The sequence below is a fragment of the Chelativorans petroleitrophicus genome (assembly GCF_025398195.1).
Lineage (GTDB): Bacteria > Pseudomonadota > Alphaproteobacteria > Rhizobiales > Rhizobiaceae > Chelativorans > Chelativorans petroleitrophicus.
The window spans coordinates 63,383-79,447 of the sequence record NZ_JAODNV010000008.1 but is presented as its reverse complement, the minus strand read 5'-3'; the positions used below and the strand labels follow the sequence as shown (position 1 = coordinate 79,447).

General features: G+C 64.9%; 18 protein-coding genes. 11 read left to right on the top strand and 7 right to left on the bottom strand.

All coding sequences use genetic code 11. The annotated features are described in order from the left end of the window. Window positions 1-122: 122 nt before the first annotated feature. The 3 genes from hisS to hisG all read left to right on the top strand — a co-directional run bounded on the left by hisS (window position 123) and on the right by hisG (window position 3,572). Window positions 123-1,685: a histidine--tRNA ligase gene (gene hisS / locus NYR54_RS07790; RefSeq protein ID WP_423738591.1), complete on the top strand. Its 1,563-nt coding sequence runs from the start codon at window positions 123-125 to the stop codon at window positions 1,683-1,685. A gap of 76 nt (window positions 1,686-1,761) precedes the next feature. Continuing rightward, window positions 1,762-2,883: an ATP phosphoribosyltransferase regulatory subunit gene (locus tag NYR54_RS07785; RefSeq protein WP_261515053.1), complete on the top strand. Its 1,122-nt coding sequence runs from the start codon at window positions 1,762-1,764 to the stop codon at window positions 2,881-2,883. Then, window positions 2,880-3,572: an ATP phosphoribosyltransferase gene (gene hisG / locus NYR54_RS07780; protein ID WP_261515052.1), complete on the top strand. Its 693-nt coding sequence runs from the start codon at window positions 2,880-2,882 to the stop codon at window positions 3,570-3,572. Before NYR54_RS07785 ends, hisG begins: the two co-directional genes overlap by 4 nt. A gap of 43 nt (window positions 3,573-3,615) precedes the next feature. On the opposite strand, the gene NYR54_RS07775 is transcribed toward hisG, so the two are convergent. Continuing rightward, on the bottom strand, window positions 3,616-4,866 hold the full coding sequence (locus tag NYR54_RS07775; RefSeq protein WP_261515051.1) for a DNA recombination protein RmuC: 1,251 nt from the start codon (window positions 4,864-4,866) through the stop codon (window positions 3,616-3,618). Window positions 4,867-5,016: 150 nt separating this feature from the next. Between NYR54_RS07775 and def the strand changes: the two genes are divergently transcribed. From def to truA, 4 genes are read left to right on the top strand one after another with little or no spacing between them, the layout of a single operon-like run. Beyond that, on the top strand, window positions 5,017-5,547 hold the full coding sequence (gene def, locus NYR54_RS07770; RefSeq protein WP_261515050.1) for a peptide deformylase: 531 nt from the start codon (window positions 5,017-5,019) through the stop codon (window positions 5,545-5,547). A gap of 24 nt (window positions 5,548-5,571) precedes the next feature. Next, a complete protein-coding gene (gene fmt / locus NYR54_RS07765) occupies window positions 5,572-6,507 on the top strand; it encodes a methionyl-tRNA formyltransferase (RefSeq protein ID WP_261515049.1) in 936 nt (311 codons plus the stop codon). Further along, complete coding sequence (locus NYR54_RS07760; RefSeq protein ID WP_261515048.1) at window positions 6,504-7,004, top strand: GNAT family N-acetyltransferase; 501 nt, start codon at window positions 6,504-6,506, stop codon at window positions 7,002-7,004. The genes fmt and NYR54_RS07760 overlap by 4 nt, the downstream gene beginning before the upstream one ends. Before the next feature lie 2 nt (window positions 7,005-7,006). Then, complete coding sequence (truA, locus tag NYR54_RS07755) at window positions 7,007-7,750, top strand: tRNA pseudouridine(38-40) synthase TruA (RefSeq protein WP_261515047.1); 744 nt, start codon at window positions 7,007-7,009, stop codon at window positions 7,748-7,750. Here the strand turns inward: truA and NYR54_RS07750 are convergent. Then, the gene (locus NYR54_RS07750; RefSeq protein ID WP_261515046.1) at window positions 7,734-8,288 is read right to left on the bottom strand and encodes an Lrp/AsnC family transcriptional regulator; all 555 of its coding nucleotides are present in this window, start codon (window positions 8,286-8,288) and stop codon (window positions 7,734-7,736) included. The two genes, truA and NYR54_RS07750, sit on opposite strands and share 17 nt — an antisense overlap. 132 nt (window positions 8,289-8,420) lie before the next feature. Between NYR54_RS07750 and NYR54_RS07745 the strand changes: the two genes are divergently transcribed. After that, on the top strand, window positions 8,421-9,551 hold the full coding sequence (locus NYR54_RS07745) for an MFS transporter (RefSeq protein ID WP_423738590.1): 1,131 nt from the start codon (window positions 8,421-8,423) through the stop codon (window positions 9,549-9,551). Here the strand turns inward: NYR54_RS07745 and NYR54_RS07740 are convergent. From NYR54_RS07740 to dapD, 5 genes are all read right to left on the bottom strand, one after another. Next, complete coding sequence (locus NYR54_RS07740) at window positions 9,519-10,115, bottom strand: transporter (RefSeq protein ID WP_261515044.1); 597 nt, start codon at window positions 10,113-10,115, stop codon at window positions 9,519-9,521. The genes NYR54_RS07745 and NYR54_RS07740 overlap by 33 nt on opposite strands. Further along, window positions 10,115-11,299 carry a succinyl-diaminopimelate desuccinylase gene (gene dapE, locus NYR54_RS07735; RefSeq protein ID WP_261515043.1) on the bottom strand — a complete coding sequence of 395 codons (1,185 nt, stop codon included), beginning with the start codon at window positions 11,297-11,299 and terminating at the stop codon, window positions 10,115-10,117. Before dapE ends, NYR54_RS07740 begins: the two co-directional genes overlap by 1 nt. A gap of 127 nt (window positions 11,300-11,426) precedes the next feature. Next, window positions 11,427-12,053, bottom strand: coding sequence for a DJ-1/PfpI family protein (locus tag NYR54_RS07730; RefSeq protein ID WP_261515042.1), 627 nt, complete (start codon window positions 12,051-12,053; stop codon window positions 11,427-11,429). Window positions 12,054-12,152: 99 nt separating this feature from the next. Beyond that, the gene (locus NYR54_RS07725; RefSeq protein WP_261515041.1) at window positions 12,153-12,521 is read right to left on the bottom strand and encodes a DUF805 domain-containing protein; all 369 of its coding nucleotides are present in this window, start codon (window positions 12,519-12,521) and stop codon (window positions 12,153-12,155) included. Between the two features lie 26 nt (window positions 12,522-12,547). Beyond that, complete coding sequence (gene dapD / locus NYR54_RS07720; RefSeq protein ID WP_261515040.1) at window positions 12,548-13,402, bottom strand: 2,3,4,5-tetrahydropyridine-2,6-dicarboxylate N-succinyltransferase; 855 nt, start codon at window positions 13,400-13,402, stop codon at window positions 12,548-12,550. Window positions 13,403-13,553: 151 nt separating this feature from the next. On the opposite strand from dapD, the gene NYR54_RS07715 reads away from it, so the two are divergent. The 3 genes from NYR54_RS07715 (at window position 13,554) to NYR54_RS07705 (ending at window position 16,037) form a co-directional block, all read left to right on the top strand. Then, the gene (locus NYR54_RS07715) at window positions 13,554-14,393 is read left to right on the top strand and encodes an LOG family protein (protein ID WP_261515039.1); all 840 of its coding nucleotides are present in this window, start codon (window positions 13,554-13,556) and stop codon (window positions 14,391-14,393) included. A gap of 227 nt (window positions 14,394-14,620) precedes the next feature. Beyond that, window positions 14,621-15,013 (top strand): hypothetical protein, encoded by a 393-nt coding sequence (locus tag NYR54_RS07710; RefSeq protein WP_261515038.1) that lies wholly within the window; start codon window positions 14,621-14,623, stop codon window positions 15,011-15,013. Between the two features lie 52 nt (window positions 15,014-15,065). Then, window positions 15,066-16,037, top strand: coding sequence for a DUF1775 domain-containing protein (locus NYR54_RS07705; RefSeq protein WP_261515037.1), 972 nt, complete (start codon window positions 15,066-15,068; stop codon window positions 16,035-16,037). Window positions 16,038-16,065 lie beyond the last annotated feature (28 nt).

Here is a 16,065-nt window from a genome sequence, read left to right as displayed (position 1 = left end):
AACGCGCGAGGGATTAGCGCATGGAAGGCAGGCTGTCACCCGCTTTGACAGGCGGGACAGCGCCCTTGCCGCTCAACCCCTTATCGGATAGGACAGCCGCGCCCGGCTTGCGGGGCGCGTTCATGGATCGCAGAAGACGGATATTCGGCATGGCTGACAAGGCGGACAGGGTGAAGGCACGGCTCCCGCGCGGGCTTGTCGACCGACATCCCGCCGACATCCGTGCCGTGGACGAGATGGTGGCGAAAATCCGCGCCATCTACGAGCTCTACGGCTTTGAGCCGGTGGAAACGCCCATCATCGAATACACCGATGCGCTGGGCAAATTCCTGCCGGACCAGGACCGGCCGAACGAGGGCGTCTTCTCCTTCCAGGACGATGACGAGCAGTGGCTGTCGCTGCGCTATGACCTGACCGCGCCGCTCGCCCGCTTCGTGGCGGAGAATTTCGAGCGCCTCCCAAAACCCTATCGCAGCTATCGCGCCGGCTGGGTCTTCCGCAACGAGAAGCCGGGGCCGGGGCGCTTCCGCCAGTTCATGCAGGTGGACGCCGATACGGTCGGCGCGCCTTCCGTCGCGGCCGACGCCGAGATGTGCATGATGATGGCCGACGTGATGGAGGCGCTGGGCATCAAGCGCGGCGACTACGTGATCCGCGTGAACAACCGCAAGGTGCTCGACGGCGTGCTGGAGGCGATCGGCCTCGGCGGCGAGGAGAATGCCGGGCGCAGGCTGACCGTGCTAAGGGCGATCGACAAGCTGGATAGGCTCGGGCCGGAAGGCGTTCGAGAGCTGCTCGGGAAGGGGCGGCTGGACGAGAGCGGCGATTTCACGAGAGGCGCGGGGCTTGATGAAGAGCAGATAGCGCAAATTCTGACAGTGATCCTTCCCGATATCGGACCAATCGATGGCCACGCGTCCGCTGATAGGCAAAGGAACTACCTTGATCGGCTTTTCGCAATAATCTCGAACAGCCCCACAGGTGACGCTGGTGTGCGGGAACTTCAGGAGATAATGGGACTAGTTTTAGATGCCGGCTACGGGGGTAAGCCGCCAAGGATAGTAGTCGATCCCTCTGTTGTCCGAGGTCTCGAATACTATACGGGTCCTGTCTTCGAAGCCGAGCTTCTGGCGGAAATCCCCAACGAAGAAGGTCAAATAGTCCGCTTCGGCTCCGTCGGCGGCGGCGGACGCTATGACGGGCTTGTCTCGCGTTTCCGCGGCGAGCCGGTGCCGGCCACGGGCTTTTCCATCGGCGTCTCCCGCCTCATGACGGCGCTGAAGAACCTGGGCAAGCTGGAGACCGCTGAAACCATCGCCCCGGTCGTTGTGCTAGCCATGGACAAGGACACCGAAAGCCTCGGCCGCTATCAGCGCCTCGTTGCCGAACTGCGCAATGCGGGCATCCGCGCGGAGATGTATCTGGGCGGCGGAGGCATGAAGGCGCAGATGAAATATGCCGACCGGCGCGGCAGCCCCTGCGTCGTGATCCAGGGTGGCGACGAGCGCGAAAAGGGCGAGGTACAGATCAAGGACCTTGAGGAGGGCAAGCGCCTTTCCGAACAGATCGAGAGCAACGTCGAATGGCGCGAATCCCGCCCGGCGCAGTTCTCGGTGCCCGAGAGCGAGATGGTGGCGGCGGTGAAGCGCGTGCTCGAAGCACAGCGGCAGGAGCGCGCGGGGTGAGGCCCAGCACTCCGGCAGATCCGTTCCGGCAGGAGCGCATGGGAGGCCTTGGCCCCGCGCGGAGGTGGGTGTTGCGATGACCTCCCGCTACCCGTCCTTTGCCGGTGAAATCCTTAACCTCTTCGCAGAACGCGAGGCGACGCTGACGGACATCGCCATCATCCAGCCTGCCGATCCCTTCCTCGACATGGCGGGAGAGGATCTGCGCCGGCGCATCTTCCTCACCGAAAGCGAGACGGGCGAGACGCTTTGCCTGCGGCCGGAATTCACCATTCCCGTTTGCCTCGACCACATCGCAAAGCGCGCGACCACACCGCGCCGCTATGCCTATCTGGGCGAGGTCTTCCGCCAGCGCCGCGAAGGGGGTGCCGAGTTCTTCCAGGCCGGCATCGAGGACCTTGGAAGCCCTGATCGTGCGGCGGCCGATGCGCGCTCGCTCGGCGATGCCCACGCCATCCTCTCGCGCGTCCTGCCGGGCACCAGACTTCAGATCACGCTGGGCGATCAGGCCGTCTTCGAGGCGGTTCTTTCCGCGCTCGGCCTTCCGCGCGGCTGGCAGAAGCGGCTCACGCGCGCCTTCGGCTCTCCGGCGATGCTGGAGGCGGCGATTGCCGAATGCGCCAATCCTCAAGGCGCAGCCAATCTGCCGCGCGAGGTGGCAAGCCTGGTCGCCCGCGGCGACGAGGCGCGGCTGACGCAGCATATCGAGGAGTCGATGCAGGCTGCGGGCCTGTCGCCCACGGCCGGGCGCGAGCCGGGCGAGATCGCGCACCGGCTCATCGAGAAGGCGAGGCTGCGCAGCGTCCGCCTTTCCGACGACGCGCTCAACGCGCTGAAAACATTCCTCGCCATCAACACGCCGCTTGCGGAGGCGGGCGAAAGGCTCGCCGCCTTTGCCGAGCAGGCTGGCATCGTGCTCGACGAGGCGCTGGCGGAGTTCGGTGCCCGCGTGAGCCACATCGGGCAGCAGGGCATGCCGCTCGATGACATCCGCTACGATGCCGGGTTCGGACGGCCGCTCGACTATTACACCGGCTTCATCTTCGAGATCTGCGCGGAAGGCCTGCGCCAGCCTCTGGTAGGCGGCGGCCGCTATGACCGGCTGCTTACGCTGCTCGGGGCGGAAAGCCCCATTCCAGGCGTCGGCTTCTCGATCTGGCTCGACCGCATCGCGGCTGTCCGGGGGGAAAGGCCATGACCGTAACCCTGGCGCTTCCCTCCAAGGGTCGGCTGAGGGATGAGGCCATCGAACGGCTGCGGAAAGCGGGCTATCCCATCCGTTTGCCGGAGAACGAACGGCGCTACCGTGCCGCCGTGGATGGGCTCGACGGGCTGGAAGTGACCTTCCTTTCAGCCTCCGAGATTGCCCGCGAACTCGACCGCGGCAACATCGACATCGGCGTGACCGGTGAAGATCTCGTGCGCGAGACGATTCCCGATTGGGAGACGGGGGTGGAGATATCCGCCCGGCTCGGCTTTGGGCGAGCGGATGTGGTGGTGGCCGTACCCGAAGTCTGGTTCGATGTCTCGACCATGGCGGATCTGGATGACGTGGCGGCGGAATTCCGCCACCGCCATGGCCGCCGCCTCAGGATCGCTACCAAATACTGGCGGCTCACCCAGCAATTCTTCTCGCAGAAGCATGGCATCCAGGTCTACCGCATCGTGGAAAGCCTGGGCGCCACCGAGGGCGCGCCGGCCGCGGGCTCCGCCGATGTGATCGTCGACATCACGTCCACCGGCTCGACGCTCAAGGCCAATCACCTGAAGGTGCTGGAGGACGGCATCATCCTGCGCTCCGAGGCGTGTCTCGTCACGGCCAAGAAGGATAGGCCGGCCGAAGACGCAAGGCTGATAGCGGAACTGGCCGAAGCGGTGGCGCGATAGTCGAGCCCGCATTGTAGTGGGCTCATGGGAGGAGGTAGAGGGACTACTCCTCCACGACCCTCAGCCGCAAAGTGCCAGAGCGCGTTCCGATGCCGGGGCTCTCTTCCTCCCCGTCGGGCATGGCTTCCGCGCCGCTCGGCGCTCCCAGCTCCAGCGCCTCGATCTTGGCCCCGCGCTTGGTCACTTTGTCGGCGGAGGTCAGGATCAGGTCGATATCCTTGTTGGCCTGCAAGAAATGGGCCTGCAGCTTGCGCACACGGTCGTCGAGACGGGAAACGTCCTGCATCAGCTTCGCCACTTCGGCCTGGATCAGATGCGCCTGCTCGCGCATGCGCGCGTCCTTGAGCACCGCCTGGATGACCTGAATCGACAGCATGAGCAGCGACGGCGAGACGATCACAACGCGGGCGCGATGCGCCTTCTGCACCAGCGCTTCGAAATTCTCGTGGATTTCGGCGAAGATCGATTCGGACGGCACGAACATGAAGGCCGTGTCCTGTGTCTCGCCGGGGATCAGATATTTCTCCGCGATCGCCTTGATGTGCACCTCCACATCGCGGCGGAAAGCGCTCTCGGCGGCCCGTCGCGCCTCCATTCCGCCCTCGCTTTCGCTGGCGGCGCGGATCGCGTTCCAGGCCTCCAGCGGAAATTTGGCGTCGATGACCAGCGATGGCGCGCCGTTCGGCATCCTGATCAGGCAGTCGGGCCGGCTCCCGTTGGAAAGCGTGGCTTGGAACTCATAGGCCCCGTGCGGCAGGCCATCCGCGACGATCGCCTCCATGCGCGACTGGCCGAAGGCGCCGCGCGTCTGCTTGTTGGAGAGAATCTGCTGCAGCTGCACCACCTGGCCGGCCAGAGCCTGAATGTTGTTCTGCGCCGTGTCGATCACCGCCAGCCGTTCCTGCAGCTTGGCGAGATTTTCGTGCGTGGATTTCGTCTGCTCCGTGATCGACTGGCCGAGACGTGCCGTCATGCCGTCGAGCCTTTCGGTGATGGCCCTGGTCAGCTCCGCCTGCCTGCTGCCAAACACCTCGGCGATAGTGCCCATGCGGCCCTGCAGCTCGGCTTGGGCTTTGGTGAGCTCGGCCATGCGGGCCTCCGCCTCGCGCGCCCTCAGCGCCGCCTCTTCCGCAGCCTCCGCCCGCGCCCGGCTCGCCCGCCACAGGGCAAGGAGTAGAAGCGCGAACAGAATGAGGAAGAGAAGCCCGGCGGCAAACACCGCCTGGCCGAGCGAAATTGTCGTCGCGCCAAGCTGGGCCACGGGTACGGAAAGGAGCGGAACTGCATCGTTCATGGCCGGCACCTTAGACGATTCGGCCCGGCAGCATAAGACCAAAACGTGAACAAACTGAGTAGGGTTGTTGAAGGTCGCCGGTGATACGGTTGCCTATCACTTGATACGGAACGTATTGACGCTTTCCCGCCCAGCCATTACCTCACGCCCATGACCATTCGCCCGCTCGTCATTCTTCCCGATCCGTTGCTGCGCCAGGTGTCCAAGCCGGTCGAGCGCGTGGACGACGACCTGCGCAAATTCGCGGACGACATGCTGGAGACCATGTATGATGCGCCGGGCATCGGCCTTGCCGCCATCCAGGTGGGTGAGCCCCTGCGCATGCTGGTTCTCGATGTGTCCGAGAAGGACGAGCCGAAGAACCCGCAGGTCTTCATCAATCCGGAGATCGTCTCCCGTTCCGATGAGCCCAACGTGCATGAGGAGGGCTGCCTCTCCATTCCCGATTACTATGCGGAGGTGGAGCGCCCGGCCCGGGTGACGGTGAAATACATCGACCTCGAAGGCAAGGAACGGCTGGTGGAAGCCGACGGCATCCTCGCCACGTGCCTGCAGCACGAGATCGATCACCTGAACGGTGTGCTGTTCATCGACTACCTGTCGAAGCTCAAGCGCGACATGGTAGTGCGCAAGTTCAAGAAGCTTGCCAAGGACCGCCAGCCGGCCCGGATGGTAGGTTAGCGCCTTCTGCAGCAGGGAGGCGTCATGCCCCTACGCCTCATCTTCATGGGAACGCCGGAATTCTCCGTGCCCACGCTGCGCGCGCTTGCTGCGACGGGACATGAAATCGCAGCCGTCTACACCCAGCCGCCGCGCCCCGCCGGTCGGCGCGGGCTGGAAATGACAAAATCGCCGGTGCATGAGGCGGCGGAAGAGTTGGGCATCCCCGTCCGCACGCCGCAGTCGCTCAAAAGCACTGAGGAGCAGGAGGTTTTCCGCACGCTTGATGCTGATGCGGCGGTCGTTGTGGCCTACGGCCTTCTCCTGCCGAGGCCCATTCTGGAGGGCACACGGCTCGGCGCCTATAACGGCCATGCCTCGCTTCTGCCCCGCTGGCGCGGCGCAGCCCCCATTCAGCGTGCGATCATGGCGGGCGACCGGGAGACCGGCATGATGATCATGAAGATGGACGAAGGGCTGGACACCGGTCCCATCGCCCTGACGGAGAAGGTGACCATCGGCAGCGAGATGACGGCCGGCGAACTGCACGACCGCCTCAAGGAGGTGGGCGCGCGGCTGATGGTCGAGGCCATGGCGAAGCTCGAGAGGGGCGAGATGACGTTTGTGCCGCAGCCTTCCGAGGGTGCCACCTATGCCAGGAAGATCGCCAAGGAGGAAACGCGGGTGGACTGGCGCCGCCCCGCGCCGGAGGTGCACAATCACATCCGCGGATTATCGCCCTCTCCGGGCGCATGGTGCGAGATGCCGTTCGCCGGCCGGAAAGAGCGGGTGAAGCTTCTGCGCTCGACGCTTGCCGAGGGCCGCGGCGCGCCCGGCGAAGTGCTTGACGACGGCCTCGCCGTTGCCTGCGGCGGGGGCGCGGTGCGCCTGATGGAGCTGCAGCGGGCGGGTGGCAGGCCGATGATGGCTGAGAATTTCCTGCGCGGGGCGAAAATCGGAAAGGGAACGCTTCTGTCATGAGCGCCGTCATCATCCGCCCTGAAGAGCCTCAGGATCGGGACGCGATCCGCGCCCTGCTTCTCTCCGCCTTCGGCGGTGAGGTTGAAGCGAGGCTTGTCGAAGCCTTGCGCGCGGCGGGCGATGTGGTGCTGTCGCTCGTGGCCGAGCGCGACGGCGCGGTCCGCGGCCATATCCTGTTCTCGCGCCTTATGGTGCGCGGGGAGGAGGATTTTCCCGCGGTCGCCCTTGCGCCGCTTGCCGTCGATCCCGCCCATCAGCGGGAGGGAAACGGGACGGCCCTGGTGAAGGACGCGCATTTGCGGCTTCAGCGCGAGGGTGAGCTCCTCTGCGTGGTGCTCGGCGATCCCGCCTATTACGGCCGGTTCGGCTATAGCCACGCGCGGGCGGCAGGCTTTGAAAGCGTGTATCAGGGCGAGGCGCTGCAGGCGCTTGCCTGGGGCGCGGCGCCGCGCACGGGCCGGCTCGAATATGCCGCCGCCTTCCGGGATCTCGGCTGAGCATGCCGCGCTTTCGCATCGACATCGAATATGACGGCCGCCCCTATGCTGGTTGGCAGCGACAGGCAGGGCAGCCGAGCGTACAGGAGGCGATCGAGAAGGCGATCGCCGCCTTTTCCGGCGAGGAGGTGACGCTGCGGGGGGCGGGCCGCACGGATGCGGGCGTCCACGCGCTCGGGCAGGTGGCCCACTTCGACCTTTCCCGCGGATGGAAGGCGGATACGGTCCGCGATGCCCTCAACGCCCATCTGGGCATGGCAGGCGAGATGATCTCCATTCTTGGTGCTGCCGCCGCACCGGAAGATTTCGATGCGCGCTTCTCGGCCAAGGCGCGGCATTATCTCTACCGTATCCTCAACCGCCGCTCGCCACCCGCGCTGGATCACGGCAAGGTGTGGCATGTGGCAAGAAGGCTCGATGCCGAGGCCATGCACGAAGCGGCGCAACGGCTCGTGGGCCGGCACGATTTCACCACCTTCCGCTCCGTCCAGTGCCAGGCAAAAAGTCCCGTGAAGACGCTCGACAGGCTGGAGGTGTCGCGGCTTGGCGAGGAGATTGAAATCCGCGCCTCCGCGCGTTCCTTCCTGCACAATCAGGTGCGCTCGCTGGTCGGCACGCTTAAGAAGGTGGGCGAGGGCGCCTGGACGGCGGCCGACGTGCAGGCCGCGCTCGAAGCCCGCGACCGGGCGGCTTGCGGGCCTGTCGCGCCGCCGGAAGGCCTTTATCTCATCAGGGTTGACTACTGACGCCCGCGTTAGCCTGCCATTTTTCGAGAACCGGCCAGGAGACCGAGTGAGCCGGCTGCGGCGGCCGCTCCAGATAGGTCGAAAGCACGACATAGCTGCGGGTCGCGATCACGCCCGGGGCGGAATAGATCCGCGCCAGAAGACCCTCCAGGGCGCGTGCGTCGCGGGCGCGCACCTTGAGCAGCAGGCAGGTGTCCCCGGCAACCGTGTGGATCTCCTCCACCTCGGGATGTTCGGCGACGGCCAGAAGCTCCGGCGTCTTCCCCCAGCCGCTGGTGTCCACATGCACGAAGGCGAGCAGGTTCTTGTCCACGGCCTCGCCGTCGATCAGGGCGGCGATTTTGCGAATGACGCCGGTGCGCTTCAGCCGCTTCACCCGCTCGTGGACGGCGGGCGCCGAAAGGCCGACCTTACGGCCGAGCTCCGCATAGCTCTGTGTGGCGTCTTCGACCAGCGTGGATAATATTTTTCGGTCCAGCCGGTCGAGCGGTTGGCGGCTCGCCGTGTTCGGATGAACATCATCTGTTTTTACGGCCATTCCGAAAATTCCTGTTGTAGCCGAATTTCATTCGGCCACTATGGCCCTATGTCCGAAATTCATCAAGCAACTTCGTCAGACCCTGGCAACAGCCTGGACCGGGGCCGGATTCCTCCCGCGGTTTTCCTCCTCATGGCGGCGGTGGCCGTTATCGGGTGCAATTCGCTCGGCCTTTCCCCCATCGCGCCGGAGGTCGCGCACACCTTCGGCGTGTCCGTACCGGAGGCCATGGCGGGCACGGCCGCCTTCGGTCTCGGAACCTCCCTCAGCGCGCTTCTCCTCGCCCGGCATATCGACCGTGTAGGCGCCTGGCGCATGTTGCGGATCGCCTTCGGCCTGCTTTCGGCCAGCCTGGCCGTGACGGCTGCGGCGCCGTTCGTCATGGTGCTCATTGCCGCGCAATTCTCGGCGGGCGCGGCCGCCGGCGTGGCGCTGCCCGCGATCTACAGCAATGCCGCTGAGATCGCCCCGAAAGGGCGCGAGACCAAGACCGTCGGTCTGATGCTCAGCGGCTGGACGCTGAGCATGGTGGCCGGCGTTTCGCTGTCTGCTCTCCTGGCGGACTGGCTGCATTGGCGCGTCGTTTATCTTGCGATCTTCATTCTTGCCGCCGGTGCGTTTCTCGTGCTGTGCCTGAGCGCGCATCGCGACGGGCGGTCCAGCGAATCGGCTCCCTCGCCGCTTGCCGCCCTCTCCATTCCCGGCGTACCGCCGCTGCTCGTCGCCTGCGGTGCCTTCATGACGGCCTTTTACGGCGTCTATGCCTATCTCGGCGATCATCTGCATGAGGGACTGGGACTGCCGCTCGGCGCCAACGGCATGGTGACGCTGGTCTACGGGCTGGGTTTCGGTGCCGCGACGCTGCTTGACGGTATCGAAAAGCGCGTTCCCGCAAGGCTCAGCCTGCCATATGCCTTCCTTGCCGTGTTCGTGGTGTATCTCCTCCTTTCGGCCGGCAACGGCAGCTATGGCGCGGTTCTGGCGCTCACCTTCCTCTGGGGGCTTGCCAACCACTTAGGCCTCAACCTGCTGATCGTTCGTCTGACGGCGCTTGATCCGGCACGCAGAGGCACCATCATGGGGATGAACAGCGCCGTGACCTATCTCGCAACCTTTGCCGGTACGCTGGGGTTCGGGCCGCTGTATGCCCTGGCGGGATTTACCGCCCTTACCGCGGCTGCGGCGGGCCTGATGATCCTCGCCTCCCTCGCCGCCGGGGCGCCCTTCCGGTCAGGCGCCTTGAAAATCAAGCTGGAGCACTGACTGTAGGGTGAGCAGCACGACAATCGAGGCGGCAAGCATGCCGAAAAAGATCGCCGTGCCCAGGCCGGGCCCCCGCGCGATGGCAACGACGGTGAGTCGCCACGACAGAACCAGCGTCGCCAGGAACAGGATGAGCGCGAGCAGGGTGATCAGTTCCCCCAGCCCCGGCGCCAGCAGACGCAGGAGGGCGACCGGAAGCATCACCCAGGCAAACAGCGCGGAAGCCCAGTTGCTGGCGACCACATAGTGCACGAAGCGGTTGGCAATGCCGGCGGGACGCGCGGCAAGCCCGAGCAGTCCGAGCGGCACCAGCCAGGCGCCGATGTCGGCCACGAAAAGACGCATCACCACGGAAAATCTCATGCCGAAGGTCACCGCTTCCGGTACGTCGTTCGCAACCGCCACCCAGCCGACGGTCAGCGCCGGCAGCGCGACGATGATGGCGAAGAAGGAGTTCCAGAAGCCGTCAACCGAAAGGTCCAGCTTTTTCAGCCCCTCGGCCCGGCCCATCATCATCTGCCAGACGCCCGCGAAATATTGCTGAATCTCTGCCGAAGAGAGCATCAGAACCAATCTTCCAGGAAGCGCAGATAGATGCGCGTGAGCGTCTCCAGATCGCCGAGCGCCACTCTCTCATCCACCATGTGCATGGTCTGCCCCACGAGACCGAATTCGACCACGGGGCAGTAATTCTTGATGAAGCGTGCGTCAGACGTGCCGCCCGAGGTGGACAGCTCCGGCTTCCTGCCGGTCACCTCCTCGATCGAAGCCGAAAGCGCGGATATCAGCTTTTCGTCGCGTGTCAGGAACACGGGGCTTGGCCGCTCGCGCCATTCAAGCTCGTAGGCAAGCGGCGCAGCACGCCCGAAGCGCCGGCGGGCTTCATCCGCCGCCCGGTCAAGACGGCGCGCGATTTCGGCCTTCAGCGTTTCCGCATTCCACCGATCGTTGAAGCGTATGTTGAAAGCGGCGCTCGCTCGCCCCGGGATCACGTTGACGGCAGGATTGCCGACATCGATGGAGGTGATCTCCAGATTGGACGGCTGGAAGCTCGCCGTCCCCTCATCGAAAGGTTCCGCGATGAGGGCGGAGGCAAGGGCAAGAAGGCCCGGTATGGGATTGTCGGCCCGGTGCGGATAGGCCACGTGGCCCTGGCGGCCGGTTACCGTGATCCGGCCGGACAGCGAGCCGCGCCGGCCGGTCTTGATCATGTCGCCCAGCGCCTCGATGCAGGTCGGCTCGCCGACAAGTGCGGCATCCCAACGCTCGCCGGCGGCGGCCGCCCAGGCAAGCAGCTTTTCCGTACCGTTTACGGCAGGGCCTTCCTCATCGCCGGTGATAAGAAAGGAGACGGAGCCTTCCGGCGCGCCGTGCTGTTCCGCATAGCGGGCGAGCGCCGCGACGAAGCAAGCGATGCCGCCCTTCATGTCGACCGCGCCGCGTCCGAACATCCAGCCATCGGCTATCTGAGCGGCAAAGGGAGGATGGGTCCAGGCGTCTTCGTCGCCCGGCGGCACCACGTCCGTATGGCCTGCGAACATCAGATGCGGCGGCTTCGTTCCGACTCGCGCATAGAGATTTTCGACATCCGCCTCGCCGGGTTCGCTGAACACGGGCCGCCGGACCTCGGCGCCGAGCGGCTTGAGCATCGCTTCGAGAGCGACAAGCGCGCCGCCTTCGCTGGGTGTTACGGAAGGACAGCGGATCAGTGCAGCGAGATTCGCGACGGGATCGGTAGGCAGGCTCATAGGCCTGCCAATAGTCGAAAGCGCACCAGAAGTCACGCCATCCGCCCTGCCGCAGCATGCGCGGATGGCTCGGTTGCCCGGCCAGGACAGGGGCGCAAGGCTGCTTTCCGCACCCTGCGGGCTTCTTTCAGGCGGCGGCGCTTTGTGCCTGGTCAGCCATCACCATTTCGCCGTGCCGGATTTCCGTGCCCAGCACCTTCAGGCATTCGCGCATGAAGGCCGCAAGTCCCGGCCAGCCCTTGGCCGAAACGAGATTGCCGTCCACATGCGCCCCCGTGGGCGGCACGTCGATATAGGTGCCGCCAGCGAGCCTCACCTCCGGCTCGCAGTATTGAAGGGCGGCGACCTCCTTGCCGCGCAGCACGCCATCGACCGCCATCAGCACCTGCACGCCATGGCAGATCGTGAAGATCGGCTTTCCGGTTTCGTGGAAGTGGCGCACGATCTCCTGCACGCGGCTGTCGATGCGGATGTATTCCGGTCCCCGGCCACCCGCCACATAGACGGCGTCATATTCCTCCGGCCTCACCTCGGAGAAGGTCTTGTTGAGATAGTAGTCGTGGCCGAGCTTCTCGGTATAGGTCTGGTGGCCCTCGAAATCGTGCAGGGAGGTCTTGATCATCTCGCCTGCCTTCTTGCCGGGGCAGACCACGTGAACCGTGTGGCCAACGGCGTGCATGGCCTGTTCGAACACGAAGATTTCATATTCTTCGCTGAACTCGCCCGTGAGCATCAGGATCTTTTTTCCGGACATTCCTTCCTCCTCTTCCTCCTCGGCTGAATTTTTTCAGCTTCCGAAATAACATTAGCCGCAAATTTCAGGGATGCGAAGAGGTAACTTGCCCGGCCAGGCCTATGCGGGCGCGTTGGTCTGTTTGCCGTATTGGTTGGCGCCTGCGTCGCCCGGATAGAAGCAAAGGAGAAGGAAGACGAAGATCGAGAAGAGCGGGATGAACAGGGTCGCGGCGAGGATGCCCGGCTTGTCGAAGTCATGCAGCCGCTTCACCCCGAGCGCGAGCTGGGTCCACAGCCCCACCACGGCGGACGCCAGGAAGAACAGTGTCCAGCCTGACTGCTCCTCCGCGCCCTCCGGAAGCAATGTGAGCCGGTAGAGGGCAAAGAGGGGAAACAGGCCGACGAAGATGTTGGCGAGAAAATAGACCGCACGGCTGATCCGGCCCGAGAACCCGAAAAGCAGCCAGATAAGAGTTTTGCCGTCCAAGTCCGCGCCCCCGCCGGCTATTTCCGTCAGTCGCGCAGAAGCTCGTTGATCGAGGTCTTCGCGCGCGTCTTTTCATCCACGCGCTTGACGATCACGGCGCAATAGAGGCTTGGGCCCCAGTTCTGGCCGGGAACATGGCGGCCCGGAAGCGTGCCCGCGACCACCACGGAATAGGGCGGGACCTCTCCATAGTAGATCTCGCCGGTGGCGCGGTCGACGATCTTGGTCGACTTGCCGATGAAAACGCCCATCCCGAGCACCGAGCCCTCGCGCACGATGCAGCCCTCGACAACCTCCGAGCGTGCGCCGATGAAGCAGTTGTCCTCGATGATGGTGGGGGAGGCTTGCATGGGTTCGAGCACGCCGCCGATGCCGACGCCGCCCGACAGATGCACATTCTCGCCGATCTGCGCGCAGGAGCCCACGGTAGCCCAGGTATCGACCATGGTGCCCTTGCCGACATAGGCGCCCAGATTGACGAAGGAAGGCATCAGCACCACGCCCGGCGCGACATAGGCGGAGCGGCGCACGATGGCGCCGGGCACGGCGCGCAGCCCGGCCCTTTCGAACTCGTTGGGGCCCCAGCCGTCGAATTTGGATGGAACCTTGTCCCACCACACCGCGTCGCCAGGCCCACCCTTGATCACCTGCATGGGGTTGAGCCTGAAGGAAAGCAGCACCGCCTTCTTCAGCCACTGGTTCACGTGCCATTGCCCGTTTTCGCGGCGCTCGGCCACGCGCACGGAGCCGCTGTCTAGAAGATCGAGCGCGGTCTCGACCGCCTCGCGGACTTCACCGCGCGTCTCGGCGGTTATGGAATCGCAGTTTTCGAACGCCTGTTCGATAGTTTTTTCCAGGGCGGCGATGTCGGCGGTCTTCATCGCAGGGTGCTCTCCGCTACACGAGCTGTTAAAGGCTGCTAAATAGGGTTTTTGGCGTGCCCGATCGGCCGAGCCGGCGCGGACCCTATGCGAAGCGCCGGAAGCGGTCAATCGCGGCATGCGCGGCGGGACAGCGCAACGGACGGATCATATGAAGCCGGAAGACATCAGCGGCTGGACGCCGCTACCCCATTCTGACGAGGATCGGAAGCGTGCCCGCAGCGTGCCCGACACGCCGCAGACCCGCTCCGCCACCTACAGGCTCGCCTGGGACGACGAAGATTTCATGACCCGGCGGGAGCTCAGGCCCGTGCGCCTGCAGCTTGAGCTGCTGAAGCCGGAACTGGCGCTCGCCGAGCGCGGCATCCGCTCCACGGTGATTCTGTTCGGCGGCGCCCGCATTCCCGAACCTGGCGGTGCGGCATGGGCGGCCAAGAACGAGGTGCAGAAGAAGAACCTCGAAAAGAACAGCCGCTTCTACGAGGAAGCGCGCAACTTTGCTCGGCTCTGCTCAGAGCAGTCGGCCAAATCCTACTATCGCGAATATGTCGTCGTGACGGGCGGCGGCCCCGGCGTGATGGAAGCGGGAAACCGGGGGGCTGCCGATTGCGGCGCGCCAAGCATCGGGCTCAATATCGTGCTGCCGCACGAGCAGGCGCCCAACCTTTATGTGACGCCGGAGCTGTGCTTCAACTTCCATTATTTCGCCATCCGCAAGATGCATTTCATGATGCGGGCGAAGGCCGTGGCCGTGTTCCCCGGCGGCTTCGGCACGATGGACGAGCTGTTCGAGACATTGACCCTCATCCAGACCGGCCGCATGGAACGGGTGCCCGTCATCCTGTTTGGCGAGGAGTTCTGGAGACGGGCCATCGACCTTCATTTTCTCGCCGAGCAGGGAACGATCGCGCCCGACGACGAGCAGCTGATCACCTTCGCAGAGACGGGTGAGGAAGCTTGGGACTACATCGCCAAATTTTACAAGCTTTGATGCTGTCCCGTTGCGGGGACGGCGCATATGGGCTGTCTCCTGCCTTTCACCCCCACTCCGTCTTGGCTTCCCTCGACTCCTTGTAACTCGGGAGGCGGAGTGGGGGATTTTGCCACGTGTGATTACCATGGCGTCGCTTGTGAGTTTCATTCGCATCCGTTTGTCGCGCCTGCGTGCTGCACCCTGCAATGCTGGTGATGAGCAGCCCGTTCGGCTAGGAATGACCCATGAGGTGTGAACGCAGACCGGCGAGCTGGTTCGCCAGGCTCAGGCGCGACCGCGGCCTGTTCGCGGCCGTTGGCGTTCTTGCGCTTCTGCTTTCCGCTTTGCAGCCAGCCGCTGTAGTACAGAACGCGGACATACGCGCGCTCCTCATTCTGTGCAGCGACATTCACGAAGGGGCACCGGTCAAATCGCCGGGGCAGGGGCCGGATTGCCCGCTGTGTCCGGCGGGCCATCCGTGCGGGTTCCACATCGCGCCGGCTGCCCCGGCCTCGACGCCGCTCTTTGAGCCTTTCGCCCCCCAGGGCCAGCCGGCTCTTGTGCGCGCGGCAGGCAGCCTGCCTGCTGCAAGGGGCGAAGCGCCGCCTGCGATACGCGGCCCACCGCCGAAGGCGTGACCGCCGGCCGGGAACCCGGCCAATCCCATCACGCAATCGGAAGAGGCATTTCATGCACAAGTTCACGCTGGCTGCGTTCGCGGCCCTATCCGTCATTCCTTTCACGGCCGCGCCGTCCAAGGCGCATGTCTCGTTGCTGCAGAAGGAGGCCGCACCCGGCTCATATAAGGCGGTCTTCGCCGTTCCCCACGGCTGCGATGGCGAGCCCACCACCGCTTTTCGCGTCAGCCTGCCGGAAGGGTTCATCGGCGCCAAGCCGATGCCGAAACCGGGCTGGACGATCGAGATCGAAGAAGGGGATTATGCTGAAACCTACCGGCTTCATGGCGAGGAGGTCTCGTCCGGGCCGCTCTCCGTGACGTGGAGCGGGGGAAGCTTGGCTGACAGCCATTACGACGAGTTCACCGTCCGCGGCACGCTGGCCGGGGTGGAGGAGGGCGAACGCCTCTATTTCAAGGCCGTACAGACCTGTTCTTCGGGAAAGGAGGAAGCCTGGGATCAGGAGGCCCCGGCGGGCGAGGATGCCCATGCGCTCGATAATCCCGCTCCCTTCGTGACCATTGTTGCGGAGCATACGGCGCACCACGATCATGCAGCGGCGGACGAAGCAGGGGCGGACACGGCAGGAGACGTCAGCGTTTCCTCCGCCTGGGCGCGCGCCATGTTGCCCGGGCAATCGACGGGCGGTGGCTACATGACGATCCGCAATGAGGGCCAGGAACCGGACGCCCTTTTGTCCGTAAGCTCGCCCGTTGCCGGGAAGGTCGAAATCCACAGCATGGAGATGAAGGACGACGTGATGGTTATGCGCCCGCTGGAGGGTGGGCTGGAGATCCCGGCAGGCGGCAGCGTGACGCTGGAGCCAGGAGGGCTGCACCTCATGTTTATGCAGGTCGAAACGCCCTTTGCCGAAGGCGCAGAAGTGCCGGTGACGCTCGAATTCGAAAAGGCGGGCAGGGTAGAGGTGGTGCTGCCCGTCCGTTCCGCACGCGCCGGACGCGGGCAGGACGCGCACCAGCACTGATGTCGGCCGGGCAGGGTCCCCTCCACCC